At 49.8% G+C, this 25,200-nt stretch carries 29 protein-coding genes and 1 riboswitch; of the genes, 6 read left to right on the top strand and 23 right to left on the bottom strand.

The genetic code is table 11. The annotated features are described in order from the left end of the window. Positions 1-13: 13 nt before the first annotated feature. Together AUC31_RS17505 and AUC31_RS17500 are read right to left on the bottom strand one after the other, a co-directional pair. Positions 14-952: a ring-cleaving dioxygenase gene (locus tag AUC31_RS17505; RefSeq protein ID WP_058381988.1), complete on the bottom strand. Its 939-nt coding sequence runs from the start codon at positions 950-952 to the stop codon at positions 14-16. A 65-nt stretch (positions 953-1,017) separates the two neighbouring features. After that, positions 1,018-1,755, bottom strand: a complete 738-nt coding sequence (locus tag AUC31_RS17500; protein WP_058381989.1) for a hypothetical protein — start codon at positions 1,753-1,755, stop codon at positions 1,018-1,020. Positions 1,756-1,958: 203 nt separating this feature from the next. On the opposite strand from AUC31_RS17500, the gene AUC31_RS17490 reads away from it, so the two are divergent. Further along, complete coding sequence (locus AUC31_RS17490; RefSeq protein ID WP_083509217.1) at positions 1,959-2,951, top strand: alpha/beta hydrolase; 993 nt, start codon at positions 1,959-1,961, stop codon at positions 2,949-2,951. A 40-nt stretch (positions 2,952-2,991) separates the two neighbouring features. Here the strand turns inward: AUC31_RS17490 and AUC31_RS17485 are convergent, their stop codons facing one another. The 10 genes from AUC31_RS17485 to AUC31_RS17785 form a co-directional block, all read right to left on the bottom strand. Beyond that, positions 2,992-4,314: a nucleobase:cation symporter-2 family protein gene (locus tag AUC31_RS17485; RefSeq protein ID WP_058381990.1), complete on the bottom strand. Its 1,323-nt coding sequence runs from the start codon at positions 4,312-4,314 to the stop codon at positions 2,992-2,994. Continuing rightward, positions 4,314-4,898 carry a xanthine phosphoribosyltransferase gene (locus AUC31_RS17480; RefSeq protein WP_058383721.1) on the bottom strand — a complete coding sequence of 195 codons (585 nt, stop codon included), beginning with the start codon at positions 4,896-4,898 and terminating at the stop codon, positions 4,314-4,316. The genes AUC31_RS17485 and AUC31_RS17480 overlap by 1 nt, the downstream gene beginning before the upstream one ends. A gap of 142 nt (positions 4,899-5,040) precedes the next feature. Continuing rightward, positions 5,041-5,142: riboswitch (purine riboswitch) on the bottom strand. A 56-nt stretch (positions 5,143-5,198) separates the two neighbouring features. Beyond that, positions 5,199-5,615: an acyl-CoA thioesterase gene (locus AUC31_RS17475; protein ID WP_058381991.1), complete on the bottom strand. Its 417-nt coding sequence runs from the start codon at positions 5,613-5,615 to the stop codon at positions 5,199-5,201. Positions 5,616-5,675: 60 nt separating this feature from the next. Beyond that, positions 5,676-6,647 carry a proline dehydrogenase family protein gene (locus AUC31_RS17470; protein ID WP_058381992.1) on the bottom strand — a complete coding sequence of 324 codons (972 nt, stop codon included), beginning with the start codon at positions 6,645-6,647 and terminating at the stop codon, positions 5,676-5,678. A gap of 215 nt (positions 6,648-6,862) precedes the next feature. Next, positions 6,863-7,360 carry a TspO/MBR family protein gene (locus AUC31_RS17465; protein WP_058381993.1) on the bottom strand — a complete coding sequence of 166 codons (498 nt, stop codon included), beginning with the start codon at positions 7,358-7,360 and terminating at the stop codon, positions 6,863-6,865. A gap of 17 nt (positions 7,361-7,377) precedes the next feature. Then, the gene (locus AUC31_RS17460) at positions 7,378-8,670 is read right to left on the bottom strand and encodes a DUF4139 domain-containing protein (protein ID WP_058381994.1); all 1,293 of its coding nucleotides are present in this window, start codon (positions 8,668-8,670) and stop codon (positions 7,378-7,380) included. A gap of 134 nt (positions 8,671-8,804) precedes the next feature. Continuing rightward, positions 8,805-9,026 carry a hypothetical protein gene (locus AUC31_RS17455; RefSeq protein WP_058381995.1) on the bottom strand — a complete coding sequence of 74 codons (222 nt, stop codon included), beginning with the start codon at positions 9,024-9,026 and terminating at the stop codon, positions 8,805-8,807. Next, complete coding sequence (locus AUC31_RS17450) at positions 9,026-10,690, bottom strand: formate--tetrahydrofolate ligase (RefSeq protein WP_058381996.1); 1,665 nt, start codon at positions 10,688-10,690, stop codon at positions 9,026-9,028. The genes AUC31_RS17455 and AUC31_RS17450 overlap by 1 nt, the downstream gene beginning before the upstream one ends. Before the next feature lie 123 nt (positions 10,691-10,813). Beyond that, a complete protein-coding gene (locus AUC31_RS17445; RefSeq protein WP_058381997.1) occupies positions 10,814-11,755 on the bottom strand; it encodes a hypothetical protein in 942 nt (313 codons plus the stop codon). Between the two features lie 116 nt (positions 11,756-11,871). Continuing rightward, positions 11,872-12,015, bottom strand: coding sequence for a hypothetical protein (locus AUC31_RS17785; RefSeq protein ID WP_157073521.1), 144 nt, complete (start codon positions 12,013-12,015; stop codon positions 11,872-11,874). Between the two features lie 126 nt (positions 12,016-12,141). On the opposite strand from AUC31_RS17785, the gene AUC31_RS17440 reads away from it, so the two are divergent. After that, positions 12,142-12,645, top strand: a complete 504-nt coding sequence (locus AUC31_RS17440) for a methylated-DNA--[protein]-cysteine S-methyltransferase (RefSeq protein WP_083509216.1) — start codon at positions 12,142-12,144, stop codon at positions 12,643-12,645. A 31-nt stretch (positions 12,646-12,676) separates the two neighbouring features. On the opposite strand, the gene AUC31_RS17435 is transcribed toward AUC31_RS17440, so the two are convergent. The 3 genes from AUC31_RS17435 to AUC31_RS17425 form a co-directional block, all read right to left on the bottom strand. Next, positions 12,677-13,240 carry a TetR/AcrR family transcriptional regulator gene (locus AUC31_RS17435; RefSeq protein WP_083509215.1) on the bottom strand — a complete coding sequence of 188 codons (564 nt, stop codon included), beginning with the start codon at positions 13,238-13,240 and terminating at the stop codon, positions 12,677-12,679. A 141-nt stretch (positions 13,241-13,381) separates the two neighbouring features. After that, a complete protein-coding gene (locus tag AUC31_RS17430) occupies positions 13,382-13,783 on the bottom strand; it encodes a hotdog fold thioesterase (RefSeq protein WP_218916836.1) in 402 nt (133 codons plus the stop codon). Between the two features lie 27 nt (positions 13,784-13,810). After that, positions 13,811-15,367: a fatty acid--CoA ligase gene (locus AUC31_RS17425; RefSeq protein ID WP_058382000.1), complete on the bottom strand. Its 1,557-nt coding sequence runs from the start codon at positions 15,365-15,367 to the stop codon at positions 13,811-13,813. 299 nt (positions 15,368-15,666) lie between these two features. Here AUC31_RS17425 and AUC31_RS17420 point away from each other — a divergent pair, with 299 nt between their 5' ends. Beyond that, positions 15,667-16,704 (top strand): C40 family peptidase, encoded by a 1,038-nt coding sequence (locus AUC31_RS17420; RefSeq protein ID WP_058382001.1) that lies wholly within the window; start codon positions 15,667-15,669, stop codon positions 16,702-16,704. 62 nt (positions 16,705-16,766) lie between these two features. Here AUC31_RS17420 and AUC31_RS17415 read toward each other — a convergent pair whose 3' ends face one another. Next, positions 16,767-18,161 (bottom strand): protoporphyrinogen oxidase, encoded by a 1,395-nt coding sequence (locus AUC31_RS17415; RefSeq protein ID WP_058382002.1) that lies wholly within the window; start codon positions 18,159-18,161, stop codon positions 16,767-16,769. 207 nt (positions 18,162-18,368) lie between these two features. Here AUC31_RS17415 and AUC31_RS17410 point away from each other — a divergent pair, with 207 nt between their 5' ends. Further along, on the top strand, positions 18,369-18,926 hold the full coding sequence (locus AUC31_RS17410; protein WP_058382003.1) for a nitroreductase family protein: 558 nt from the start codon (positions 18,369-18,371) through the stop codon (positions 18,924-18,926). Between the two features lie 35 nt (positions 18,927-18,961). Here the strand turns inward: AUC31_RS17410 and coaW are convergent, their stop codons facing one another. Next, positions 18,962-19,765 carry a type II pantothenate kinase gene (gene coaW / locus AUC31_RS17405; RefSeq protein WP_058382004.1) on the bottom strand — a complete coding sequence of 268 codons (804 nt, stop codon included), beginning with the start codon at positions 19,763-19,765 and terminating at the stop codon, positions 18,962-18,964. A 249-nt stretch (positions 19,766-20,014) separates the two neighbouring features. Here coaW and AUC31_RS17400 point away from each other — a divergent pair, with 249 nt between their 5' ends. Then, positions 20,015-20,221, top strand: a complete 207-nt coding sequence (locus AUC31_RS17400; protein ID WP_058382005.1) for a hypothetical protein — start codon at positions 20,015-20,017, stop codon at positions 20,219-20,221. 51 nt (positions 20,222-20,272) lie between these two features. On the opposite strand, the gene AUC31_RS17395 is transcribed toward AUC31_RS17400, so the two are convergent. Next, a complete protein-coding gene (locus AUC31_RS17395) occupies positions 20,273-21,262 on the bottom strand; it encodes a S8 family peptidase (RefSeq protein WP_058382006.1) in 990 nt (329 codons plus the stop codon). Between the two features lie 178 nt (positions 21,263-21,440). Here AUC31_RS17395 and AUC31_RS17390 point away from each other — a divergent pair, with 178 nt between their 5' ends. After that, the gene (locus AUC31_RS17390; RefSeq protein ID WP_058382007.1) at positions 21,441-22,511 is read left to right on the top strand and encodes a saccharopine dehydrogenase family protein; all 1,071 of its coding nucleotides are present in this window, start codon (positions 21,441-21,443) and stop codon (positions 22,509-22,511) included. 31 nt (positions 22,512-22,542) lie between these two features. Here the strand turns inward: AUC31_RS17390 and AUC31_RS17385 are convergent, their stop codons facing one another. The 5 genes from AUC31_RS17385 to AUC31_RS17365 form a co-directional block, all read right to left on the bottom strand. Beyond that, positions 22,543-23,292 carry an ABC transporter permease gene (locus tag AUC31_RS17385; RefSeq protein ID WP_058382008.1) on the bottom strand — a complete coding sequence of 250 codons (750 nt, stop codon included), beginning with the start codon at positions 23,290-23,292 and terminating at the stop codon, positions 22,543-22,545. Beyond that, complete coding sequence (locus tag AUC31_RS17380) at positions 23,289-24,020, bottom strand: ABC transporter ATP-binding protein (protein ID WP_058382009.1); 732 nt, start codon at positions 24,018-24,020, stop codon at positions 23,289-23,291. Before AUC31_RS17380 ends, AUC31_RS17385 begins: the two co-directional genes overlap by 4 nt. Before the next feature lie 264 nt (positions 24,021-24,284). Beyond that, a complete protein-coding gene (locus AUC31_RS17375) occupies positions 24,285-24,656 on the bottom strand; it encodes a nuclear transport factor 2-like protein (RefSeq protein ID WP_157073520.1) in 372 nt (123 codons plus the stop codon). Beyond that, positions 24,646-24,828 (bottom strand): hypothetical protein, encoded by a 183-nt coding sequence (locus tag AUC31_RS17370; protein ID WP_058382011.1) that lies wholly within the window; start codon positions 24,826-24,828, stop codon positions 24,646-24,648. Before AUC31_RS17370 ends, AUC31_RS17375 begins: the two co-directional genes overlap by 11 nt. Before the next feature lie 64 nt (positions 24,829-24,892). After that, positions 24,893-25,192, bottom strand: a complete 300-nt coding sequence (locus AUC31_RS17365) for a hypothetical protein (protein ID WP_058382012.1) — start codon at positions 25,190-25,192, stop codon at positions 24,893-24,895. Positions 25,193-25,200 lie beyond the last annotated feature (8 nt).

Raw genomic sequence — 25,200 nt, 5'->3', positions numbered from 1 at the left:
GCTTTTTTCTTTGCTATTTAAGCGGTCGCGCATACACTGGCGGCAGTTCCGCCAATAAGCGTTTTCTGTATTGCTCGTATTGCTTCGGCAATTTCAATTCCTCACCGAGCGCGTCCGGGCTTTCGTCAATCGTGAAGCCTGGTGGGTCAGTGGCAATTTCAAAGAGCAGATCGCCATATTCACGGAAATAAATCGACCGGAAATAATTGCGGTCTTGGACAGGCGTAACGCCGAGCCCGTAAGCTTCGATCCGATTTTTCCATTCCAGTTGATCGACGTCATCATCCGCTCGGAAAGCGATGTGATGGACAGTGCCGACACCCATTTGACCCGTACCGACACGGGTCTGTTTGATGTCCAATATGTTCCCAAGCTCGCTGTCCGAAACAAAACGCACATAATCGCCTTGCTCTTCTTTGCGGACGAAGCCGACCACTTCTTCCAATAATTCGGCAGTTTTGGCCGCATTGGCCGTGTACAATACAGCTCCGGCAAAACCTTTAATGGCATTGTCTTGCGTAATGCCGCCCCCGGTCCATCCACTTGCTTCACCCATCCCACGTTCCACCAGTTCCAGCTGAAGGCCATGGGGATCTTCAAACTTCAGATACAATTCGCCAAATCGCTGATGCTCTTCAAACGAAACACCATAGCTTTCCAGCCGGCTTCGCCAAAATGTAAAAGCACCTTCAGGTACGGCAAAAGCCGTGACGCCGACTTGGCCGTCTCCCACTTTCCCTTGATAAGCTTTGCCCCACGGGAAGAAGGTCATGATGGTACCAGGTGACCCTTGATCATTTCCGAAATATAAATGATACGTACCCGGATCATCGAAATTCACCGTCTTCTTGACAAGGCGCATGCCGAGCACCCCTGCGTAAAAATCGGTGTTTTCCTGCGCTTCCCCAACAATCGCTGTAATGTGATGAATTCCTTTTGTTTTTTCACCCATGTATATTCACTCCCTCGTTTTCGACATGACCATCATATCATGGTGCGCCTTCGTACATATTCTCTTTAATCCTTGTTTTCTTCCTTTGCTTCGTGCCGCTGTTTGATCGTCAAATTCTTCGCTCTTTCCAAATCCTCTTTGTCGCGTTGCTTACTTTCTTCGATATCCTCTTTCTCACGGCGTTCTTTTTCCTGCTGTTCAGGTGAGTTGTCTTCGTCATCTTCGATAATTTCTTTTTGATTTTCCTTCATTTCTTCTACTTTTTCCATTTCTTCTTCATATTGCTCTTCGACTTCGGTTGTCGATGGCAAGAACGGCTCATCGTTGAAATCGGTGCGTTTTCCGTAACGCAGCATTTCATAGATGATCATGCCATTGTTCGGCATGCCGTTTGCCGTCTTCATCGGAAGTGCATCAAACAGCACAAAATAGAAACCGTAGAACACAAACCGGTTCCAGAACGTCTCGTATTGATCCAATACCCCATTGGCGACTAGCGCGTTGACAATAAATGCCACAATTACATTCGCTAAAATCGGCCCGGCGTACAACATGATATATGCGAACTTGCTTTGCCGTTTTAAATCATCGTAGGCAAACCAACTATATAAGTGATAATATCTCCTCACGTCAAACATGCCGATCTTGAAGACTCGGGGACCTGAGCCGATTGTTAAACGCGGATTCTTCGCGCCAAGCAAGGCACTGACGACCAGATAGCCTGCTTCTCGGATAAAGACAACGACTGGCAAGATGATGAATGCAGATATGGCCAGCGCTATCAAATCGCTCAACCCGAACATGAAAACCTCTCCTTCAACTGTTAAAATGACCCATCGGCCTCTCCTTTAAATACCCGCTTTGGGTGGCACCGAACCTTTAAAACCTTACAGTTCCATTTCAATTTCATGACAGTAAATCTTTTGAGGAGCAGGTTGGCACGTGATAGGATGACAATAAGCTTAATTGAAATTTCGGTGTATTTGCCGTGCAGAGGATGGAACGCATGAAGCATAAACAATTCATTTCCAAGAAAATACTCGCACTTGTCGCAGCGGTGTTCTTAGCTTCTGCCGGATTCGTGCTGGCCAGCCATTTAACGGAAGAGCCAACAGCCGCCCCGATTATCGGCTCTGCCATATATAGCCCGCCTCCGAATTTTGCGGAAGTCGCTTCCCATGTCGAGGTTGTCAAAGACATCCGCTACCATGCGTCCGATAACGCCTTTATGGACCTCTATTACCCGGCAGACGCTACCGGCCCCTTGCCGGTTATCTTATGGATCCACGGGGGCGGCTTTATCGGCGGTTCCAAAGACAGCCGCCAGGATTACGGCATGACGTTGGCGAATGCCGGCTATCTGGTCGCCAATATCGACTATGCACTGGCGCCTGGCCAATTGTATCCGGGACCTGTCATTCAGGCCAATGAGGCTTTGAAGTTTTTGAGCGAATCTGCCGCGCAGTATGGCGGTGATATGGAGAGGATTTTTGTCGGCGGTGATTCCGCTGGGGCGCAGATTTCCAGCCAAGTGGCCGCCCTGCAGACCAACCCGGATCTGGCTGAAACGATGGGCTTGTCGCCAGCCGTTGCCTCTGAACAATTGCGCGGGGCAATATTATTCTGCGGATTATACGATATGGCCACCGTGCGCGAATCCGGCTTCCCGAATATCGATTTCTTTTTGAACGCCTATACGGGTGCCGAAAGTTTTGAGACATTCGGCAACATCCACGAAATGTCGACCATCCAGCATGTAACACCTGCTTATCCGGACGTCTTTATTTCAGCCGGCGACGGCGACCCCCTTGAGCCGCAATCAGTCGCACTCGCCGATAACCTGCGCCTCAAAGGCGTCGATGTCACCGATGTCTTTTTCCGCGGCACCGATAAGAACCTGAAGCATGAATACCAATACGCCTTGGACACGAACGATGGCCAGGAAACTCTCCAGAAGACATTGGAATTCCTGCTCGAAAAAAGCCAGGTACAAAAATAAAAGCTGTCCCCTCGCGTTACGAAGGGACAGCTTTTTCTATTCACCCATGAGGTGTAACTGCTTGATTGGATTGTACCGCTTGCGCCTCGCGTTTTCGCTTGCGGGACGGCAACATATGGAAAACGATGTTCAAGCCGATCGCCGTCAAGCTCCCGGCAACAATGCCATTGCTCGTCAAGATCTGGACGCCTGCGGGCAAGAGCGCGAACAATTCCGGAACTACCGTGACGCCGAGCCCGATGCCAACAGAACAAGCGACGATCATGGAGTTTTCCTGCGATTCCGAGATGACGCCGCTGAGCATTTTAATGCCTTGTGCGATGACCATGCCGAACATTGCGATCATAGCCCCGCCAAGCACCGGTGTCGGGATAATCGTCGTCATGGCGCCGATTTTCGGTACGAACCCGAGAACGATTAACATGATGGCCGCGATAAAGATGATCTTGCGCGACTTCACGCCGGACATTTGGATCAACCCGACGTTTTGCGAGTAGGCCGTATACGGGAAGGCGTTGAAAATCCCCCCGAGGACAATCGCCAAGCCTTCAGAACGGTAGCCTTTCGCCAAATCTTTTTCGTTGATGTCTTTTTTTGTGATATCGCTGAGCGCGAAATAGACCCCTGTCGATTCGACGAGCGACACAAGCGCCACCAAAATCATGGTGAGGATCGCGGACCATTCGAATGTCGGCATCCCGAAATAGAACGGCTGCACCATGTGGAAATACGATGCTTCTGCGATTGGCGTGAAATCGACTTTGCCCATAAATCCGGCAACGACCGTTCCGGCAATCAAGCCGACGAGGATCGACACGGCGCGCATAAAGCCGCGTGAGAATTTATAAAGGAAAATGATAAAGCCTAGTGTCCCGAAAGCTAGGGCAATATTGGGCAGCGAACCGAAATCCGCAGCGCCTTGCCCGCCGCCCATATTATTGATGGCGACCGGAATAAGTGTGATGCCGATGATGGTGACCACTGAACCGGTCACGACTGGCGGGAAAAAGCGCACGAGGCTGCCGAAAAATCCGGAAACGACAATGACGAAGAGGCCGGAAACGAGAATCGACCCATAAATCGCCGAAATGCCATATTGGCCGCCAATGGCAATCATCGGGCCGACCGCCGTGAATGTACAGCCCAGCACGACCGGCAAGCCGATGCCGAAAAAGCGCGAATTGAACACTTGCAGCAGCGTCGCAACGCCGCACAGCAAAATATCGATCGAAACGAGGTAGGTCAATTGCTCCGGGGTCAACCCGAGCGCTGCCCCCACAATCAAGGGAACAAGAATCGCTCCTGCATACATTGCCAGGACATGTTGAAGGCCGAGTGCCGCTTCTCCGAATGCTTTTTTCATCAGTTCGGTACCTCCCCGTAAAATTCTACGTGTCCTGGTTCCATCCATTTAATATTCGCCAATGTTTCCACGCGTATGCCTTTATCGCGCAGTAATTTCCCGCCTGGCTGGAATCCTTTTTCAATGACGATGCCGATGCCTGCACATGCCGCACCAGCTTGTTCGACGATATCGAGCAAACCGAGTGCTGCTTGGCCATTCGCCAGGAAATCATCAATGATCATCACGACGTCGTCTTTCCCGAGAAAGTCACGGGACACGGAGATATCGTTTGTTTCATTCTTAGTAAAGGAATGGACAGGAGCTGAGTACAAACCATCCGTCAAGGTCAGCGATTTACGCTTTCTCGCAAAAACGACCGGTACGCCGAGCAATAGCCCGGTCATGACTGCAGGCGCGATGCCTGACGATTCAATTGTCAAAATCTTTGTGACTCCCGCTGCTTTAAAACGGGAAGCGAACTCTTCCCCGATTGCTTGCATCAAGGCCGGGTCGATTTGATGGTTCAAAAATGAATCAACTTTCAATACGGCTTCGGACAAAACCCGTCCATCCGCTAGAATTTTTTCTTCCAACTGCTTCATGTTTTCCGCTCCTTTTCCCGCATCCTCCGCAAAAAAGCCCGGAGGACGCGCATCCATTCATAACCATGAGTGGAGCAAGGTCCTCCGGGCTTTCCCGAAAGGAAACGCAAAAGGAAGCCACCTGTCGAAATAGGCGGTTTCTTTTCGTTCCATTGCTTCTCATAGTCAGTCCGTTTACGGCGGACCGGTAGAAACTTGCGGGCCATATCCCCGCTATTATATGAGTGAATATTCTTTTGAATGGACTTATTATAGCATGTCCAAATGGCCTTTCAAGAGCCGCATTAATTAAAAAACTATTCAGACTCCCTCTTTGTGTTCGCTAGTCTTAATCAAATGTTCGGTCAGTTCGACACGGATCGGGTCTGGAATCGGCTCGCTCTGCTGATTTTCTAAGTTAAAATTAACATAAACGGCACGGTTTTTTGCGCATAAGCGCCCTTCCTGATGCAGTTCCTCATACAGCTCGAGGCTGCTGTTGCCAATGCGCTCGACCCAAGTATGGACTTCGGCGTCTTTTCCGAAATATACTTGCCCGGTGAATTCGAGCGTCGTTTTGACGATGACCATTTTCCACTTGGTGAAATCGTGGTCCGGCGTAAATAATTCAAACAGCGGGTTGCGGCCAGCTTCGAACCAGACCGGCAAACTCGTGTTGTTGATATGGCCGACCGCATCGGTCTCAGAGACACGCGGCGTAATTATCGTTTTGTACATGCCTACACCCCTTCATTTTTTCGGAATTGAAAAAAGCGCCTCCGGAAGAGACGCCTTTTTTTATTTGCGCTTTTTGGTCGCGCGGCCCAGGATGAATGCTCCAGCAAGCGCCCCGATGGCGATATTGTTCTTTTTCGTGAACACTTGCTTGAATACGAGATTCAAGTTTTGAGGGCGCTCTGCCAGGCGGCGCATGAAATACGCGTACCAGTCATCGCCGAACGGCACGTATGTGCAGAAGTTATAGCCTTTATTCGCTAGCTCGCGTTGCAATTCTTTGCGGAATCCGTAAAGCATCTGGAATTCAAATTTATCGTATGAAATATCATGTTCTTTGATGAAAGCTTCGACATGATTGATGATGTTGTGGTCGTGTGTCGCAATCGACGTGAATTTACCGTTCAGCAAATGATATTCGATCAATTTGATGAAGTTTTCATCAATTTCTTCACGTGTCTGGTAAGCCACATCCGCTGGCTCTTTGTAAGCACCTTTAACGATGCGCAAGCGCAAGTCCTTATGTTCCTGCAGATCGTCCATGGCACGGAAGAAGTAGGCTTGGATGACCGTTCCGATATTATCATAGTCTTTCGAAAGCGCATTCAAAAGATCGTACGACGGCTGGACATGTCCGTAATCTTCCATATCGATATTGATGTGCATATGGTAGTTATGGGCAAGTGCGACAATGTCTTTCAAGTTTTCCAAGCAGAAATCATAATCGATATCCAAGCCGAGCTGGGTCGGTTTCAAGGAAATATGGGCATCGACTTTATTCTTATGGATCGCTTCGATCATATCCATGATATTCTCTTTCGCTTCGAGCGCTGCTTCCTTTTCGAAAACGAACTCACCCAGGTTGTCGACAGTCGCGCTGATTCCCTGTGCATTCAAACTGCGGATACTTTTAATGGTCTCTTCGATATTGGTCCCGGCCACTACGGTTTGGGCACCCAATTTCAAGCCGTACTTTTTGGCCGCAGCCGTAAGGAGACGGTTTTGAGACAAGCCGATAAACACATCTTTTAACATTGATTTCCCTCCTGATACCATTCAACTGCGTTGATTTCAACAGTCCCAAAAAGGCCATGCCTCGAACGTTGTCAACTTCCTTCATTGTAGTCGTTTTCTTACCACTATGCATCATAATTTTTTAACAGTTTGCAGTGTTTGAAATACTTTTTTAAAACCAGGTCAAAAAATAGACAAAAGTGCCGAAACCGCTGGGGATTCCGACACTTGGGCGATCATTTATTCAACTGCCAAAATGAATAATTCAACCCGAGCGCAAACGCTACCCAAGCGATATAAGGCACCATCAACACTCCGGCCAGTTGGTCAATTTGATAGAATTCATATGCCGCCCAGATGACTGCGCCGAGAAGCGCTGCCATTTCGATGAGCGCCGTTCCCCGCAGCCCCCATTTAAAGAATAAAAATGACCACAGGAAATTCAAGCCGAGCTGAAGTTCATACGGGGCCAGCACCTGACGCTCCCGCCCGAGCGGTTTGGCTGTTTCTTGCGCGCGGTATTTGGCGACGCCCATCATTTTGTATAGCGCTGTCCAGACGACCGGGAACACCCAACCGGGCGGCGCAAATGAAGGATTTTTTAGCCTCTCGTATTGCTCGCGGGTACCTCTATTGGCAAGCGCTCCGACAAGCGCCCCGCCCACAACCGGAACGAGTATGCTTGCCGCGAGATTCTTTCCATGAATGCGGCCATTGACTGATGCGACTTCCATGACGTTCTCCTCCTTTGCTAATAGTCTCGCCCTTCTCGCCGATTATCGGCTTTGTACGTAAACTCCAATTCCACGGTTGCCTTGGGCTGGATTCTCACGACGAATTCCACTTTTGAACTGCTTTTCCGTTCATAATCGTGGCTCGACGATTCCATTTCCCAAATGGGATCAAAAATAACATGCTCGACCAGCAAACGGATGCTTTCCGCCTTTTCATTTTCGAGTTTATACACATAGGTGATGTATTCATGAACGCCATGCTTTTCACGCAATTTTTCATGGCTGTCGCTAGTAATATCCAGCGCTTTTCCGATATGGATGCGCAGGTTTTTGCCTGGTGCGGTATGTTCGATTCGCTCTTCGCCTGTGAAAAACGTTTCACCTGAATCCCCGGCTTCGTATACTTTCACCACACCTTCCGGAAGCGGCATGCCGAGCCCGTTTTCGCTCGAGTTGGGAAATTCGATTTGGACATCGGCATGTGTATCGCCTGACCTCACTTGATAAGCACGCTTGACTTGTGCGCCGTACGCCGAGAATAGCGATAATTGCTTCAGCTGCTCGTTCATGATGGTGACCGGCCGATTGATCCTGTAGACGAGACGGTCCGGCAAGGCTTCAGCTGTAACCATCGTCTCTTGCATGCGCGAATACAAAATCGGTGAATCGCCATTATTCATTTCCAGTTCCCGGTGGACATCCCCAGCCACCAAAGCAAGTTCTGCTTTTTCGTAATGGGCGCCGCTACGATTCAAAATTTTCACCCAGCCGTCAAATTGGAAGCCATTATCTTTGATTTCCAATGTATAATGGGCGTGCCATTCCAGGCTTTTCGTCAAATACGATACCCTGATTTCCTGGTCCACCTCAGCCGGCGCTATTTTCCACACCAATGCCGGCTTCAGCAATAAGCCTTCCGGCAATGCCGGAAGAATCAGTTCGCCGGCCGGATCGATGACGATTTCTTTCGTATCGGCCCGTTCGCCAATGATGCATTCCGATACGCTGAGCAGGCGCATCTCCAGTTCTTCCCCGGTTTCGTTGTTTCGCACATGGACGTGGCGATTGATATAGCGTTCCAATAATTTCCCTTTGCTAACCAGGTCATAATCGTAGTTCTGCTCCAGGACATCGAGCCCTTTCACAATGATCGAATCCGTCTCCACCCGTTCAGCAACATCCAAAAATTGCACTTCTTCCACGGGCCCGTCCGATTTCAAATAACGCGCCTCCCGCACAAGCGCAAATCCTCCGTTATACGCCGCCACCGATAAATGTTTTTGCTCGCTTCGTGTAGACTGCAGTTTCATGGCAACCGCTCCTTTTTGAATCGATTATTCATTCAGTCTATTCATTTCTTTCACCTTAGCACATTCGACATGGAAGCGACCATTAATAATTGAATATTCAGTCATGAAAACTAAATAAAAACCCACTCCGGAAATCATCTTCCGAAATGGGTTTTCAAATAATCGATTGTTTCAATGCGCGCCGGATCCGTCAGCGGCGACTTCTTTTCGTGGATCAAGTCTCCGTATAGCAACTCTCCAAGAAAACGGACCTCGCCCTCAACTGCCGTCCCAGCTTCCGCATCCACCACTTTCAATTGAATATAAAGTGATTGGCCTTGTTCGACATAATCCACGATTTGCACGCTGACTGTCATTAGAACAAACCGAGCGCTTGCCCGTCTTCTGCTACATCCATATTCAGTGCAGCAGGCGATTTTGGCAAGCCAGGCATGGTCATGATATCTCCTGTCAGGCAGACGATAAATCCTGCGCCAAGTTTCGGGATCAATTCTCGAATCGTTACCGTGAAGCCTTCCGGACGGCCGAGCAATTTCGGTTGATCCGACAAGGAATATTGCGTTTTCGCCATGCAGATCGGCAATGCGTCCCAGCCGTATTTTTTCAGTTCGGCCAATTGCTTCTGCGCTTTATCCGTCAACTGGACATCCGCACCGCCATAAACTTTCTGAACGATTGCCCGCAGCTTTTCTTCGACCGTATCTTCTTCAGCATACAAATAGCCAAAATCAGCGCCTTTATCCAGTTGGCGTTTGACCAGTGCCGCAAGGTCAAGCCCGCCAGCTCCGCCTTTGCCCCATACTTCTGTCAGGGCAATCGCGACTCCTTCCGCTTCCGCCCAGTCCATCACTTGCGCGAGTTCCGCATCGCTATCGCCCGTGAAGCGATTGAGTGCTACGACCGGCTCGATGCCAAACTGGCGGATTGTCTCCACGTGTTTCGCCAAATTGACGATGCCGCGGCGCACCGCATCCGCGTCTTCTGCGCCGAGCTCTTTCTTATCCACGCCGCCGTGCATTTTCAGCGCACGCACTGTCGCAACGATGACGACCGCATCCGGATGGAAGCCGCCTTTTCTTGATTTGATGTGCATGAATTTTTCAGCGCCAAGGTCCGCGCCGAAGCCAGCTTCTGTGACGACGACATCCGCCAGGCTTCTCGCCGTGTTCGTCGCCATCAAGGAATTGCAGCCATGGGCAATGTTGGCAAACGGGCCGCCGTGAATGATCGCAGGCGTTCCTTCGATCGTCTGCACCAAATTCGGCTTGAATGCCTCTTTCAAGAGCAGCGCGAGTGCACCTTGTGCTTCCAAATCTCTCACTGTGACGGGCTCGCGGTCATACGTATAGCCGATGACCATGCGGGCCAAGCGTTCTTTCAAGTCTTCCCGAGAAGTGGCGAGGCACAGCACCGCCATGATTTCCGATGCGACCGTAATATCGAAGCCATCTTCACGCGGCACGCCTTGCGCAGGGCCGCCGAGACCGATCGTCACGTGGCGCAGCGCCCGGTCGTTCATGTCCAATGCACGCTTCCATGTGATGCGCCTTGGGTCGATGTGAAGCACATTTCCCTGGTGCAAATGGTTATCGATCAATGCCGCGAGCGCGTTGTTCGCCGACGTGATGGCGTGGATATCGCCCGTGAAATGAAGGTTGATATCTTCCATCGGCAATACTTGTGCAAAGCCGCCGCCTGTCGCACCGCCTTTGACACCCATGACCGGGCCAAGTGAAGGTTCACGAAGCGCCACCATGACCGACTCGCCGCTTTGTTTCAATGCATCCGCAAGCCCCACTGTCACCGTCGATTTGCCTTCGCCGGCTGGTGTTGGGCTGATCGCCGTCACAAGCACGACTTTGCCGTCCTTCGTGGTTTTCGGCAATTTGTTCACATCGATTTTCGCTTTGTATTTCCCGTATAATTCCAAAGCGTCTTCCGCAATCCCGGCTTGCTGTGCAATTTCCTGGATCGGCCGGATAGCCGCTTCTTTTGCAATCGTCAAATCGGTCATCGCCATGCATAGTCCCAACTTTCAATTTTTCTTCCCATTATAAACGGGATGCCGGAAAACACAAGCCTGCTAGCATCCCGAAAAATCCTCAGCCATATAAAAAACGCACCCGCATTTGGGTGCGTTCGATCAGAAGCGCATTTCTTCGATGAACAAAAGTTCCGGGAAATCCGCTTCAATATGATCCTGCAACTCGTACTCTTCCAGCAAATCATAGAAGCCTTCATCGTCCAGTTTCAGAAAACGCGGGGAATCCGGTTCATCGTAATGATAGAACTCCACAATGTATTTTTTCCGGCTATTGCGTGAAATGCTATAGACTTTAAAACTCTCGTATTCCACTGCCTGGCCAATCTGCTGGCACGCCAGAATCGTCTCTGGGTCCATCTTGTCCAGATGCATATAGAGAAAAGCTTCTGAGCGCGGCTGCTCTGCAGAGATTGCCGCCATCTTATCACTATGCCGATTGATGAATCGCTCCGACAACTCTTGATGGAACGTTAGCGTTTCCCATTCCACTTGGCCTTTGTGCTTTTCGATAAACCGTTCTGTCAATTTTTGCCCACGCGTCACAGCGAGCCAGTCGACTTTATCGGCGTGGCGGCCAATTAAAGTCATCGGCAATTCCTGCTGGTCGCTGAGCGTCTGCCAATCGACTCGGTCATGATGTTTCTCGATGAACATCGGCGATAAGCGTTTGGCGGATACGAGCCTCCAGTATTGCTGTTCGTCAAAAGGCTGGCCATGCGCTTCTAAAGTTTTCAACTGCTTTGGAGATAGCTGGCTTTCTTCCGGCTGCCACTTTTCAGGGATTGAAAACTCCTCCAAAAAGCGCTCCGATACTTGCTGATGGCGGAGAATTTCATCCCAGTAAAGAAATCCGCTGTATTGGCGGATAAACTCTTCGGACAGCGGTTGATGTTTAGAAACCAGCTGCCAATGGACATTACGCGCATTTTCAACGAGAAATCTTTCCGATAAGCGCTCTTCTTCACTGATTTTCTTCCATGCGACCGAACGCTTGCTGTTTATTCCTTTTTCTTCCATCAATTGTTCAAGGGTGTCAAACATGAAAACCACTCTTTCCTAAAAAAAGTATTATGTACCATACTACCACGCTTGCACACATAGTGAAAAAAGCCCGCCCACCGGATTTTTCGGTGCGCGAGCTAGTTTTGGCATATGGCTTATTTTTGCTGGTTCTGTGTATCGTTCATCCGGTTCTGTTCGTCGAGGTTTCTGGCACTGTCCTTAAAAGCCTGTTGTTCTTCACGCAACTCTTGTTCGCGGCGCTCTTCTTCCAGTCTTTCTTTGTTTTTGTCTCTTGCCATGTAGATCCCTCCTTAAGTCTTATCCCCCGTATTCCCGTTCTCCAAAAGCTCAAACAAGAAATCTACTTGCTGAAAAACGGCGTAGCTGGGCGTATACTGAAACTAAAATACGGAAGGATGATGGCTATGGCACAGACCATCCGCTGGGCATACGCTGAGCAACATGGATTCCGCCTGCTTCTCGCCAAAAGTGGCAAGGGTCTTTGTTATGTCGGTTCGCCGGGCGAAGGCCTTGTTGAAATGCAGCAGCATTGCGCAAAACGATTTCCAAGCGCCGATTTCGTCCAAGACCCGCAAGCATTGACGGAATATCAATATACGATCGAAGCTTGGCTTGCAGGTTCACGCGAAACATATTCGCTGCCTCTTGATGTCGCAGGCACTGAATTTCAACGTTCCATCTGGCAAGCCTTGCAGGAAATTCCTTACGGCCAAACCGTTTCCTATTCTGAATTGGCTGAACGCATCGGCAAGCCGCAAGCAATCCGTGCAGCCGGTTCTGCAGTGGGCGCAAACCCTTTGCTCCTGTTCATCCCGTGTCACCGGGTCATCCGGAAAAACGGCGATGCGACAGGCTTTCGGGGCGGCATGGAATTGAAACACCATTTACTGAAGACGGAACAAAATTAAGCGTTCGAAAGCCGTGATCCGAAAAAACGGATCACGGCTTTCGAGGATGCACTGGCGTAACGCCATGGAGGATGAAATCGGTATACAGCTCGGCCAGTTCACCAGTCGCCAGTTCACCCCCTGGCTGAAACCATTGATAGCTCCAGTTGGTCACGCCGAGTACGGCGAAAGCGATCATCTTCGGGTTCAACTCTTTGCGGAACTCGCCGCTTTCAATCCCTGCCAACAGGACCGATTCGATCTGTTCGCGGAATTCTGCCCGTTTTGCACGGATCGTTTTAGCATTTTCTTCTTTTAAATGACGCAGTTCGCGGAAATAGATATTGGCGATCGGTCCTTGCTTTTCCATGTCGCCGATCAATAAGCGGACAATCGCTGCCAGTTTATCCTTTGCCGGCGCCGCCTCCTGCAGGATCGATTCCTGCCTGGTGAGCAATTCATCGATATATTGCTGATGGATGTCCATCAACAATGCGTCTTTGCTTTTGTAATGATAGTAGAAAGAGCCTTTTGTCACGCCGAGCGCATCTACAATATCCTGTATCGAAGTGGCGCTATAGCCTTTGTCGACAAACAACGCAATGCTCTGTTGCATAATTTCTCTTTTCAAAACCTGTCACTGCCTTTCCGGACCCCGGATTCCTTGTTCCTCCATTATAACATGGCGCCCCGCTGACTTAATGTCCAGAGCGGCTAAAAAGGCCGGAGCCTCAGTGCGAGGTCCGGCCTTTCGCCATCATTCAGTTGGTTTTTGGACAATCGCCACCGTGCAGCGCGACACGCAAATGAGCCGCTCTTCTTCATCCAGGATTTTGATATCCCAAATCATCGTCGTACGCCCTTTGTGAAGCGGCGTGCCGATGGCTGTCACGACGCCATCTTTTTTTCCGCGGATATGATTGGCATTGATTTCCAGCCCGACCGCTATTTCGTTTTGCTGGTCAATCGCATGCCAGGTCCCGAAACTTGCTACCGTCTCTGCAAGAACCACCGATGCACCGCCGTGTAACAGGCCGAATGGCTGATGCGTCGCTGCATGGACGGGCATCGTCGCGACGATCCGTTCACTGGACTGCTCCGTCAGCTCGATGCCAAGCACCCCCATAATCGTTTCTTCCACAGGCTTCATCTTCACCATAGTTGCCCCTCTTTTCTCATCGCCCGTTCAAGACGATAGTTCTCGATATTGTTCGCGCAGCAGGAATTTCTGGATCTTTCCGCTGGCATTGCGCGGCAGTTCCTCGACAAAACGATACGAGCGCGGGCGCTTGTAGCGCGCGAGATTTTCGTGATTGACACAGTATTCTTCCAAATCCTGCTCAGTCAATGATGGGTCTTTCGAGACGACAAAAGCCAACACCGATTCGCCCCATTTCTCGTCCGGGACGCCAAGCACTGCCACGTCCTGTACTTTATCATGGCCATGGAGCGCATCTTCCACTTCACGCGGATAGATATTCTCTCCGCCGCTGATAATCATATCATCGACGCGGTCAGCGACGTATAAATACCCTTGTTCATCCATATAGCCCAAGTCGCTCGAATGGTACCAGCCTTTATAAAGCGCTTTTTCTGTCGCGTCTTCGCGTTGGAAGTACCCTGCCATCATGCTGGGCCCGCGCACGATAATTTCTCCGACTTCAAAAGGCGCAAGCACATCTTCCGGTTCTGACGGGCCGTCCTCATTCGGCCGCACGACGCGGATTTCATGATTATAGGCGGGCTGTCCGGCAGAGCCTGCTTTCGTCAGCTGGTCTGCTTCCGACAAAAAAGTGATGGCCGGGCCCATTTCCGTCTGTCCATAAGCTTGGATCAAATCGATGCCGAGCACCTCTTTGACGCGTTTTACAAGCACAGGTGCCATCGGGGCGGCACCATAAAGACCGCGCGTCAAGCTCTTCACTTTCTGCTGCGCACCGTCGATTTCGGCAATCATGCTCCACATCGTCGGCACCGCGAACATCACCGTCACTTGTTCTTTTTCAATCGTATCCAGCGCTAAAAACGGATCGAATTGGTGCATGATGATGCTCGATGCGCCTGCCTGGACGCGTGGAATGATATTGCAATGCAACTCCGCACAATGGAACATCGGCGCGGCGACCAAACCGACATCGTTTTTTGTCGTTTTGAGCATGGCGATGCACATCATGCTTTGTTCGGCCATGCTGCGATGCCGGTGGATGACGCCTTTCGGACGCCCTGTCGTTCCGCTCGTATACATAATCGCATATGTATCCGATTCATCCAACTCGACACCCGGATCTTCGGCTGAAGCCACCGCGACTTGTTCATGATAATTCTTTGCAAACGATGGCGTCTTGTCATCGATTGTCCAGAACTGGATCGCTGGAAACTGCGGCGCAATCGTCTGTACGACGCCTTCTAGCACTGCTTCGAACAGCACCACTTCAGGCTTGGCATCTTCTAAGATGAATGCCAGTTCTTCCGCTTTCAGGCGAAAGTTGATCGGGTTGAAGATTGCGCCGATTTTGGCACAGGCAAATAATGCAGTCGCCAACTCTTGATTATTGAAAAGGTACGTTGAAACGCGATCCCCTTTAGCGACGCCAGCTGCCGTCAGCGCGTTCGCCAAGCGATGCACATCATCCCGCCACTGCGCATATGTCCAGCGCTTATTTCTTCTTAAATCAACAAACGCTTCACGTTCCGGGTGCAGGGAAACCGTATGGTCAAATATACTTCCAAGTGTCGCATACATTATTTTTTCCTCCCTCTACTGAATGGTGATTCACCAACAAACTACTTCCATAATGTCAGATTAGAACAAATATTTCAACAACTGTTTTGGGAATAGCTTGTTACGATCCACATCTAATAGACTAGAAGAAATTTTTACCATTATTATTTTTATAGTCAAAATAAAACTATAAATTAAGCCTTTAGATTTTTGTAACACAAATGTAATATAAAACTTATTGCCTATATTCGTGAAACTGAATACACTTAAAGAAAATTGCATACGCAAGTTATGTTGCGGATACCAAAAGGGGAATGAGCATGAAGAAGCTGATCGGCATGGCAATCACGGCAGGAGTCCTATCCTTGGCAATAGGGGCTGCGGATACAGAAGCAAGTTCGTATAAAATCAAACCAGGCGACACATTATGGAAAGTGGCTTCAAGCAACGACGTATCTGTTGCCAACTTGAAAACATGGAATCGCCTGAGCACGGATGCCATCTATCCAAATCAAGTGCTGTGCTTGACGTCACCAGCTGCAGCGAGCACTCCGGCGCCATCCGCCCCGGCCGCACCAGCTGCCGCAAAGACTAGCACTTATACTGTCAAAGCCGGTGATACTCTCTATAAAGTTGCCAAGGCACACTCCACATCTGTCGCAAAAATCCAGCAATTGAACAATTTGAGCAACTCCACTATCCGCATCGGTCAGAAGTTGAAAGTCAGCGGCACGGCATCAGCCGTCATTGCATCGCCTTCACCGGCTCCCGCTGCACCGCCAGCACAAACCAATACGACTACATACCGCGTTGTCTCAGGCGACACGCTCAGCAAAATTTCCAGAAGCTATAAGGTATCCGTTGCGCAATTAATGAGCTGGAATAATTTGAGTACTAGTAATATCCGCGTTGGCCAAGTGTTGAAACTCCAAGGAGGCGCAGTTGCTGCCCCTTCGCCAATCCAAGTGTCCAAACCGGCTGCCTCTTCGAAAGTGGACCAAGTGCTTTCTATCGCACGCACACAACTCGGAGTGCCTTATGCATGGGGCGGCGCGACTTCAAGCGGCTTTGATTGCAGCGGCTATTTATACTATGTCTACAACCGCGCAGGCATCACGATTCCACGCACGAACACGATCGGCTATTACGCAAGTTCGTTTACGGTCAGCTCTCCCCAATTGGGAGACCTGGTGTTCTTCAAAAACACGTACCGCCCCGGAATTTCCCATGTCGGCATCTACGTCGGCAACAATAGCTTTATCCATGCCGGCGGAGACCGCGTCCAAATTACTAGCCTTAACGACAGCTATTGGGGCAAGCATTTCGATAGCTACAAGCGCCTCAACGCCATGAGATAGCAGTATATAAAAAAAGCTCCGGAATGTTTCCGGAGCTTTTTTGCGTGTTGATGACAGTATTTTTATTTTTCGCTCACCGCTTGTACGATTTTCTGCGCCAAGTCTTTGCCGTTTTGGATGCAGGCGCCAATGCCGACCCCGTAATAGGAAGAGCCGGCCAGATAGACACCTGGATAGGCGCCGGATAGCCGCGCTTCAAGTGACAGGACCGCTGTTTTATGGCCCATATGGTAATTTGGCATGAGCTCATTCCACGGCGTGATTTCGATGACCGCGGGCGCTTGTTCGATGCCCAGGCTTTTCTGGATATCCGCTTTCGCTATAGTTGCAATCTGTTCATCAGAGCTGTTTTGCAGTTCAGTGAATACCGGGTTCGTGCTCTTATAGAATAAACGCACTAATAGTTTTTGCTGCGCCGAGGTATGCGGCCATTTACGGCTCGTCCACGTACAGGCGTTGCACGCCAAATCGCTGCCTTCTGACACGATAAAGCCGGTGCCATCCGCCGGCAATTGTTCGTCCGGCAAGTCGTATCCCAGATATACGCTGATCAACGACGAATTGATCAATTGGCCAAATTCCTCATCAAGCGTGTCGTCCTTCACCAATGCTTGTGCTTGCTGGTGCGGTATCGCCAGCACGATGAAATCCGCCTCGCTTGATGTACCATCCGAGAAACCCAGCTCATAGCGCCCGTCTCGCTTCTCCAACGAGTTCGTCTCGACGCCTTTTCGGACAAGCGCAGTTTCCAACTGTTCTTCGAGACGGTCGATCAAGGCCGCCATCCCCCCGTCGAATGAAATGAATTTCTTGTTCGCTGCCCCTTGGAATGTTTCCTTATGCGCTTCGAAGCCTTTAATGATGCTGCCGTAGTCATTTTTATAATCGATCAAATATGGCAAAGTGGACGCTAAGGTCAGTTCACGCAACGAACCCGAATAGACGCCGGATAAGACAGGCGCAATCTGGCGGTCCACTAATTCTTTGCCGAGAAACGCTTCCAAGAATTCCCCGATCGAGCTGTCTTTCGTAAAGCGGTCGTTTACGGTTTCAAAGTCTTCCATCGCCCGCTCTTTCCCCTGTTCCGACACGAGCGTCGAGCTGAACAGCGCTTCGCGGTCCATCGGGATACCGAAGACTGTATCTTTCGGGATGGCATGCAATTGATTGTCGGTATACAGATAAGAAATGCCGGTCCCATTGTAGACCATCTGTTCTTCAAGCCCGAGCTCTTCAATGAGCGGCAATACGCTGGCATGGCGAGCGACGATGGAATCCGCTCCCACCTCCATCGTAAAGCCCTCTTTTTTCACCGTGCGGATCTTCCCGCCCAGCTCCGCGTCTTTTTCAACAAGCTCTAATTCCAACTCGAGCCCGTGCTGCTTTTTCATCCGCTCTAAATAGTGCATAGCGGAAAGGCCTGTAATCCCTCCGCCGATGACCACGGCTTTCTTCATCCGAATCACTCCTTGCTTATATATAATTCCACATTTTCTATAACGGAAATAGTCGTAAATGAATTTATTCAGCTTACTGCTTCTATCTATATTTTACCAAGAAGCTGCACATTTCCCATCCATCAATATGTCATTTTCAACACGATTTTCGCCATTCGTGGTAGGATTTAACCGAAAGCATTTAAAGGATAGGAGAGGTTCAAATTGATGAATCCGATTGATCAATTGATCATGGAAAGAAGATCGATCAAAAAGTTCAAACCAGATACTGTCGATGTCGAAGAGATCATCGACTTGCTGAATATCGCCAAATGGGCACCTAACCATAAAGTGAACGAACCTTGGCGCTTCCAACTCTATGCGGGTGCTGGCAAAGAAAAATTCGTCCAGGCATTCCTCGATTCGATGAAAACACCGGACGGCGACATCCCGCAAAAAGCGCTCAATAAAGCCCAGTATTTCCGTGACATCCCGCTCCACTTGGTCGCCATCATGCCGGTCGACCCGCGCCAGCGACGCTTCGATGAAGATTACGGCGCACTTAGTTCCATGCTGCAAAATTTCCAATTGGCTGCTTGGCAGCGCGGCATCGGCATGATTTGGCGTTCGAACGACTGGATTTACAACCCCGTCTTCCGTGAAGCCATCGGGGTAGAACCGGGCGAGAAAATCGTCGCCACCATGATGATGGGCTACCCTGCCCACGTACCGGAAAAACAAGCCCGCACCGATATTCGCGAAAAACTGGAAATCATCGATCAATAACGAAGAAAAAGAGCATCAAGGCTGATGCTCTTTTTCTATTCCAAAACAGATAACGCCCCGACTGCACCGGAATATTCACCGTTATCCGGGAACAGTGGCGTCGAGCCGCGCAGAATGGTGTAGCTTGTGACAACTTCTTTCAACAGGGGGTTGTCGCTGAATGAAGATCCGATATAGACAATCGTCGAGCTGCGGCATTGGCGCGCTGCATGAACACTGACCGTGCTGACTGTTTCACCGACCAAGCCGATGACCGTCGCAAGCAATTCTTCTTTCGACAACTCATGTGAAATGGAAAAGAGGTCTTGCCCAAAATTACTGGCAGTCAACTCACCCGAAATCGGCGGCTCTTTGCCCTCATAGATATGTTTCACTTTCAAATCGATGCGTTCACGCGAGCCGCGCTTGGCGTGTTCAACGATTTCATCGAAGCTGGTGATCCCCGTCAATAAATGGCTAAGGCCGATCAGCGTGCCGCCCCCGATTCCGGTACCGCCGAGACGCTCCTGCGTATTATCCTGCACGCAATGGATCGATGTGCCGGTTCCGACATTGGTGACCAAATAAGCTTCCTCGTGAAGCCCCATGCGTTCAAGCAGCACTTGGACGCCCAAATGAGTCGCTTCAAATTCCACCATTTCTTGGACGGACTTTTCCAGTAAAGATGCAAGCACACCTGATTTACCGCCGGTCACACATACTTCACTAGCCGAAAGCCCGTTGATCCACTCCGCTACCAAACCGATTTCAGCAATCGGATGTTTCGCAAAATGAATCGGCCCCCCATCGGTATAGGCCACCTTGATCAGTGTCCCGCCCGCATCTATTCCGACTTTCATCTATCTGCACCTTCTCTTCTTAAAAGCACTTTTACTGCCTTACATAGTTTTTAACATATGGGGAAATTCTAACATATTCGCGCAGTGAGCGGGAGGAGTTTGTCCCGTTCCACTTTGCGCTTTAAAAGTTTTTCAGTTTTTAGGATTAACCACTTGAAAATATGGGAATAGAATCTTCAGCAAACCGTTTAATAACTCGTGCTGAATTTTCTTTGCTTAGGTAAGGAAGGTTTTGTGGGAGGTGATTAAATGGGGAAGATCCAGGGAATACCGAAATTGCTCGAATATCTGGAGCAGCGAAGTTGCCCCATGACAGAAGAGCAGATTCAGCAGCTCCTGTCGGAACGAACAATTCCGCATGCCCGGCCTTATGGCGATATGATCCTGTTCGACGAAAACCACATTGAGTGGTGGATTGAAGAGCAGCGGAAAACGGATAAATTAGTGACGGATTAAATGCAAGAAAACCCCCAGACTTTGCGTCTGGGGGTTTTTGAATGGTTTCACTTAGCGGTCCAATCCATTAGCATAGGAATTGCTGAGAATCTTGAACAATTGTTCAAATTTATTGAGGATATCGAGCGCCAATAAACCATTGCCTTCCGCAGTTTTCGGATAACCAAGTGGAATCGTGCGCCGGACAAGCTGCGCATACAATTCCGCCTCTGTCAGCTCACGGTCAAAGTCACGCTCGGAAATATTGCGGATCAACGCCAAGGCTCCCGACACATGCGGGGTCGCCATCGAAGTGCCGGAAAGACTCGCATATTTCCCTTCCAAGTAGGTCGAATAGATATTGATGCCCGGCGCTACCAAATCGATCTCGTTATTGGTATTGCTGAACGGGGCGATGCGCCGGTCGAAATCGACAGCGCCGACTTGAATGACTTCGCCGTACGCGCCAGGATAGGCGAATTCATCGGTATCGTGCGCATCGTCTCCTTCATTGCCCGCTGCACAGATGACCGGGATCCCGGTATCGACTGCACGTTTCACGGCTTCGTACAATTCAGGATGGTCTTCAGGGCCGCCGAGCGACATTGAAATGACCGTGGTCTTTTGCCCTTCGGGACCGCGCCAATCAATAGCATAATGGATGCCTCCAATGATGCCTTCATAGCTGCCGCTGCCTTCTTTATCAAGCACTTTGACAACGAGCAGATCAGCAAGCGGCGCTACGCCCACTACCCCTTCCTCATCTCTTAAGGAAGCCGCGATCGTCCCGGCGACATGGGTACCGTGCCCGTTATAATCCTCGAATCGTTCTGGGTCCCCTCCGTCATCATGCGTAAAGTTGCGGCCGCCCACAATCCGCGCCTCCAGATCGGGGTGATCGGTCTGGCAGCCTGTATCCAGTACGGCCACCACGTTGCCTTTGCCATGTTCGGCGCTTTCCCACACTTCAGGAGCCTGGATCATCCGTACGCCTTCCGGTATGTGCGGCGGTGCGGCCGTCACTTGTTCGACGCGATATGGAATCAAATGAATATTTTTCATCGAAAATTCCTCCTTCAGATCGTTTCCTTCATTCTACCTGACTGCAGCAACTAAAATCAAACATTTGTTCGCATTTTGAATTGGAAAGTTGTTCTTATTAGTTTCAAGAAAGAGACAGGAATTTCCTGCTTATTGAAGAACACATGAAAGATGCCGAATAACGAGGAGACCAAAAACAATGACTACATGGCTATTGTACGGAGCGACAGGCTATACAGGGAAATTGATTGCACAACAAGCAGTCGAACGTGGATTGCGGCCGATTTTAGCTGGGCGCAGCAAGGAAAAAGTGCAGCCAATCGCCGAAGAACTCGGCTTGGAATTCCGCATTTTTGAATTGGATAACCAAGCAGCCCGGCATTTGGAAGGGATCGGTCTTGTATTGCATTGCGCCGGACCATTCGAAAAAACCAGCAAGCCGATGATTCACGCCTGCTTGGAAGCCGGTGCCCATTATCTCGACATCACTGGGGAGATCAGTGTCTTCGAACATACCCATTCTTTACATGAAGCAGCGCAAAAGAGAGAGATCATTTTATGTTCCGGGGTAGGTTTCGATGTCATTCCAACTGATTGCACGGCATTAAAGCTGAAACAAGCGTTGCCCGATGCCGTCGAGCTTGCACTCGGCTTCGATTCGGATTCCGGCATCTCGCCGGGCACGATGAAAACGATGGTCGAAGGGCTTGGCGGAGGCAATATCATCCGTAAAGACGGGCAGCTCACTGCCGTCGCGATCGGCAAGCACCAGCGGATGATCGATTTCGGGCGCGGCCGGAAATCCGCCATGGCGATTCCTTGGGGTGATGTGGCTACTGCTTATTACACCACCGGTATTCCCAATATCACGGCGTGGATTCCGACACCGAAACCCGCTGCTAAAGCGGCACGGCTCATGAATGTGGCGAGTCCACTGCTGTCTTCAGAAAAAGTGAAAAAACCTTTGCTGGACTGGATCGACCGGCGCGTCAAAGGCCCAAACGAGGAAGAGCGCGCCGGCAGCTCTGCATATATTTGGGGGCAAGCCAAAAATGCAGATGGTGTCATTAAGACATGCCGAATTGGTACCGCAAACGTCTATGATCTGACCGTTTACGGCGCGCTCGAAGTGACACAGCGCTTACTGTCGGGCGACTATCCTGGCGGCAGCTGGACACCGGCCGCATTGTTCGGCCCAGAGCTGCTCGAAAGCCTGCCCGGCTCGGGGCGCTTTGAAATCGACAGCTTTTATCCGGGAACCGCCAACTAGATCTATCCAAAACAAAAAGGCTGACATAGCGTCAGCCTTTTAATAATTGCATGCGTTTATTGAACAAGGTTGGATAGGACAAGTAGCCGAGGAACACGCTCGTTACTGCAGCGGTCGTCAATAGCAGGAACATAATGAGCAGCTGGAATTGCACCGCCTGTATCGGGTCTGCGCCCGCGATGATCTGCCCGCTCATCATACCCGGCAATTGGACGAGGCCAACCGTTTTCTGGCTCTCGATTGTCGGGATCATGCTCGCCTTGATCGAGTTGATCAATTGGCGGTGAATGGCTTGTTTCGGTGTTCCGCCAAGCGACAGGATCAATTCCGTCTGGTCCTGATGGTCTTCGACTTCCGCCGTGAAACGGTTCAAGAACAGAATCGACAGCACCATCGAGTTGCCGACTACCATGCCGCTGATGGGAATGATGTATTGTGCTGTTGCCGGTGTGATGTTGAAGCCGATGAGAATCCCTTGCGTCAATACTTCCACAAAGATTAAGGTCACGGCAATCTTCCACGTAATCCCTTGGATAGCTGCGCCTTTTTTCTGCGCGTTATGGGTTGCCGCCACGATCATCAGCGCGACCATCAAGAAGATGTAGAGCAAGCTTTCGGAGTCGAAGACGAATTTCAAGACATATCCGACAGCCAGCAGCTGGATGATTGAGCGAATTGTTGCGACCGTCATATCGCGGCCCAGCCCTAAATTCAATGTTTTCGACAATACTAGCGGGATGAGGACAAAAATGAGCGTCAGCGATAAAGCCCAGTAACTCATGACACCACCCCTTTCACAAATTCATTAACGCGCTGGTTCTGTGGATCTTCAAGAAGCGAACTCTCGCCGGTCTCTACCACTTGGCCGTCCATCATGACCCATGTGTAATCACCGATCTCGAGCGCTTGTTGAAGATTATGGGTAATCCAAATGATTGTCGTCTTGTATTTTCGATTGATTTTGCTGATCAACTCTTCGACTTCAAGCTTTGAAGCGCGGTCGAGCGAAGAAGTAATTTCATCCATCAATAAAATCTCTGGCTTGTTGACAAGCGTTCTCGCGATGGAAACTTTCTGGCGCTGCCCGCCTGACAGCTCTTTCACTTTACGGTCCAGCAAATCGCCTTTTAAGCCGACATCTTCGAGCAATTCAACGGCCTGTTCTTTCGCCAATTGCTGCCCTTGCAATTCCAAAGGCAAATTCAGGTTCTCGTAGACAGTGCCGCTGATCATCGGGGCGCTCTGCAACGCCATCCCGACCATCCGGCGCAATTCCACCGGGTCGTAGTCGCCGATTGCTTTATCCTTTACGAAAATTTCTCCATTTGCCGGGGAGATAAGGCCATTGCATAATTTAAGCAGCGTCGACTTCCCGGCGCCAGAAGGCCCTACCAAAGTCGTGATGCGGCCTTGTGGAAATGAACCGGTAATATCGTTCAATATTTCTAAGTCTCCAATGCGATAATCCACATGCTGAAAGTGGATCGCAGGTTTGTACTGGGTGCTCATGCCCACACCTCCCAAATTCTCAAGTTTCTTATTTATAATTATTCTAATGTAGATATCATAGCACAACTTTATGAACGAACCAAGTAATTGAGAATAACTATTTTTAATTGAGAATACATATCAATTAATGCGTTTTCACGCCGTTTTTAAACGATAATAATTATCATTAAAATCTTTAAAAAATAATAAAGCCCTTCTGCAAATTCCAGTTGGAACTTGCAGAAGGGCCTATCCTGTTCCCATAAATGGAAGGAATTGCTCCACTTATTTTACTTGATCACTCTCGCTCAATCCGCTTTCCCCGAAAGCTTCATCCCGTTCATCAAAGCGCCCAATGCGGTGGATTTTCTTATCGTCCATCTCAAAATAATGGAAGATGTGGGATTCTCCCGGCTCGCCTTGTTTTTTGGCGAGCTGTTCGAAGATGACCCGATTGCCTTTGGCGAATTTGTTGAGCGTCTCCAATTGCATGCCAGACCCTTTCACCCATTCGGCAAGCATTTCGTGGCCGGCAGCTGATTTTCCGGGACTGATCAATTCAACATTATGGTCCGTGACGGAAAGAACCCCGTCGACATTCTGTTCATTGACGTAATCGGTAAAGCGTTCCGCAAGCTTGATCGGTTCAATCATCATGTGTGCCCCCTTCTTCTGGTAATTTTTCGAATATCACCAAGGCCAGCGTAGCAATGGGCCCCAGAAGGAGCGACGCCAGGAACCACATAAGGCCGCTCCGGTTTTTGCCTTGGGCGAGCCCTGCATTGATCAACGCAAGTGTTCCCCATCCGACTGCGTATTCGTTTCCCATATCCATTCCCCCTTTTCTTCCATTCTACTCGAAAAAAAAAGAAGCCGAAAAAAATTCCGGCTTCTCAATAATTAGCATTTTTCAGTTTTTTAAAGGTCTTGACGAAACGGTCAGGATCTCTTGGCACTTTATAGGTCAAGACACCACGATGCGTGTGCAAATACAATAAATTGGCATCGTCGGAAAAGGTCTTATAGGAAATGTCCCAAACATGCATCAATTTGAATTCATTTGTCGAAGCGGTCAATTTATCTTCGTAGAGGTGAATTTCGTATTCGGTGTGGATGATTTTCATCTGGCCGGCAACGATCGAGCGTTCCGTGTCGACATAAGTGATGGAAGACAGTAAACTTTTCGGATCCATTCGGTTCG

The sequence above is a fragment of the Planococcus rifietoensis genome (genome assembly GCF_001465795.2).
In the GTDB taxonomy this organism is placed as follows: Bacteria; Bacillota; Bacilli; order Bacillales_A; family Planococcaceae; genus Planococcus; species Planococcus rifietoensis.
This window is presented reverse-complemented; position numbering and strand designations above follow the sequence as displayed.

Excerpts from the sequence above, each read along its gene's own strand:
- AUC31_RS17470 (WP_058381992.1), bottom strand. The coding sequence starts at position 6,647 with ATGTTAAAAGATGTGTTTATCGGCTTGTCTCAAAACCGTCTCCTTACG.
- AUC31_RS17380 (WP_058382009.1), bottom strand. The coding sequence starts at position 24,020 with ATGAGCACCCAGTACAAACCTGCGATCCACTTTCAGCATGTGGATTAT.
- AUC31_RS17375 (WP_157073520.1), bottom strand. The coding sequence starts at position 24,656 with ATGATGATTGAACCGATCAAGCTTGCGGAACGCTTTACCGATTACGTC.
- AUC31_RS17370 (WP_058382011.1), bottom strand. The coding sequence starts at position 24,828 with ATGGGAAACGAATACGCAGTCGGATGGGGAACACTTGCGTTGATCAAT.
- AUC31_RS17505 (WP_058381988.1), bottom strand. The coding sequence starts at position 952 with ATGGGTGAAAAAACAAAAGGAATTCATCACATTACAGCGATTGTTGGG.
- AUC31_RS17460 (WP_058381994.1), bottom strand. The coding sequence starts at position 8,670 with ATGAAACTGCAGTCTACACGAAGCGAGCAAAAACATTTATCGGTGGCG.
- AUC31_RS17390 (WP_058382007.1), top strand. The coding sequence starts at position 21,441 with ATGACTACATGGCTATTGTACGGAGCGACAGGCTATACAGGGAAATTG.
- AUC31_RS17785 (WP_157073521.1), bottom strand. The coding sequence starts at position 12,015 with ATGGCAAGAGACAAAAACAAAGAAAGACTGGAAGAAGAGCGCCGCGAA.
- AUC31_RS17500 (WP_058381989.1), bottom strand. The coding sequence starts at position 1,755 with ATGTTCGGGTTGAGCGATTTGATAGCGCTGGCCATATCTGCATTCATC.
- AUC31_RS17445 (WP_058381997.1), bottom strand. The coding sequence starts at position 11,755 with ATGTTTGACACCCTTGAACAATTGATGGAAGAAAAAGGAATAAACAGC.
- AUC31_RS17450 (WP_058381996.1), bottom strand. The coding sequence starts at position 10,690 with ATGGCGATGACCGATTTGACGATTGCAAAAGAAGCGGCTATCCGGCCG.
- AUC31_RS17440 (WP_083509216.1), top strand. The coding sequence starts at position 12,142 with ATGGCACAGACCATCCGCTGGGCATACGCTGAGCAACATGGATTCCGC.
- AUC31_RS17430 (WP_218916836.1), bottom strand. The coding sequence starts at position 13,783 with ATGGTGAAGATGAAGCCTGTGGAAGAAACGATTATGGGGGTGCTTGGC.
- AUC31_RS17475 (WP_058381991.1), bottom strand. The coding sequence starts at position 5,615 with ATGTACAAAACGATAATTACGCCGCGTGTCTCTGAGACCGATGCGGTC.
- AUC31_RS17455 (WP_058381995.1), bottom strand. The coding sequence starts at position 9,026 with ATGACAGTCAGCGTGCAAATCGTGGATTATGTCGAACAAGGCCAATCA.
- AUC31_RS17465 (WP_058381993.1), bottom strand. The coding sequence starts at position 7,360 with ATGGAAGTCGCATCAGTCAATGGCCGCATTCATGGAAAGAATCTCGCG.
- AUC31_RS17420 (WP_058382001.1), top strand. The coding sequence starts at position 15,667 with ATGAAGAAGCTGATCGGCATGGCAATCACGGCAGGAGTCCTATCCTTG.
- AUC31_RS17415 (WP_058382002.1), bottom strand. The coding sequence starts at position 18,161 with ATGAAGAAAGCCGTGGTCATCGGCGGAGGGATTACAGGCCTTTCCGCT.
- coaW (WP_058382004.1), bottom strand. The coding sequence starts at position 19,765 with ATGAAAGTCGGAATAGATGCGGGCGGGACACTGATCAAGGTGGCCTAT.
- AUC31_RS17410 (WP_058382003.1), top strand. The coding sequence starts at position 18,369 with ATGAATCCGATTGATCAATTGATCATGGAAAGAAGATCGATCAAAAAG.
- AUC31_RS17485 (WP_058381990.1), bottom strand. The coding sequence starts at position 4,314 with ATGAAAAAAGCATTCGGAGAAGCGGCACTCGGCCTTCAACATGTCCTG.
- AUC31_RS17480 (WP_058383721.1), bottom strand. The coding sequence starts at position 4,898 with ATGAAGCAGTTGGAAGAAAAAATTCTAGCGGATGGACGGGTTTTGTCC.
- AUC31_RS17365 (WP_058382012.1), bottom strand. The coding sequence starts at position 25,192 with ATGGATCCGAAAAGTTTACTGTCTTCCATCACTTATGTCGACACGGAA.
- AUC31_RS17395 (WP_058382006.1), bottom strand. The coding sequence starts at position 21,262 with ATGAAAAATATTCATTTGATTCCATATCGCGTCGAACAAGTGACGGCC.
- AUC31_RS17400 (WP_058382005.1), top strand. The coding sequence starts at position 20,015 with ATGGGGAAGATCCAGGGAATACCGAAATTGCTCGAATATCTGGAGCAG.
- AUC31_RS17425 (WP_058382000.1), bottom strand. The coding sequence starts at position 15,367 with ATGTATGCGACACTTGGAAGTATATTTGACCATACGGTTTCCCTGCAC.
- AUC31_RS17385 (WP_058382008.1), bottom strand. The coding sequence starts at position 23,292 with ATGAGTTACTGGGCTTTATCGCTGACGCTCATTTTTGTCCTCATCCCG.
- AUC31_RS17435 (WP_083509215.1), bottom strand. The coding sequence starts at position 13,240 with ATGCAACAGAGCATTGCGTTGTTTGTCGACAAAGGCTATAGCGCCACT.
- AUC31_RS17490 (WP_083509217.1), top strand. The coding sequence starts at position 1,959 with ATGAAGCATAAACAATTCATTTCCAAGAAAATACTCGCACTTGTCGCA.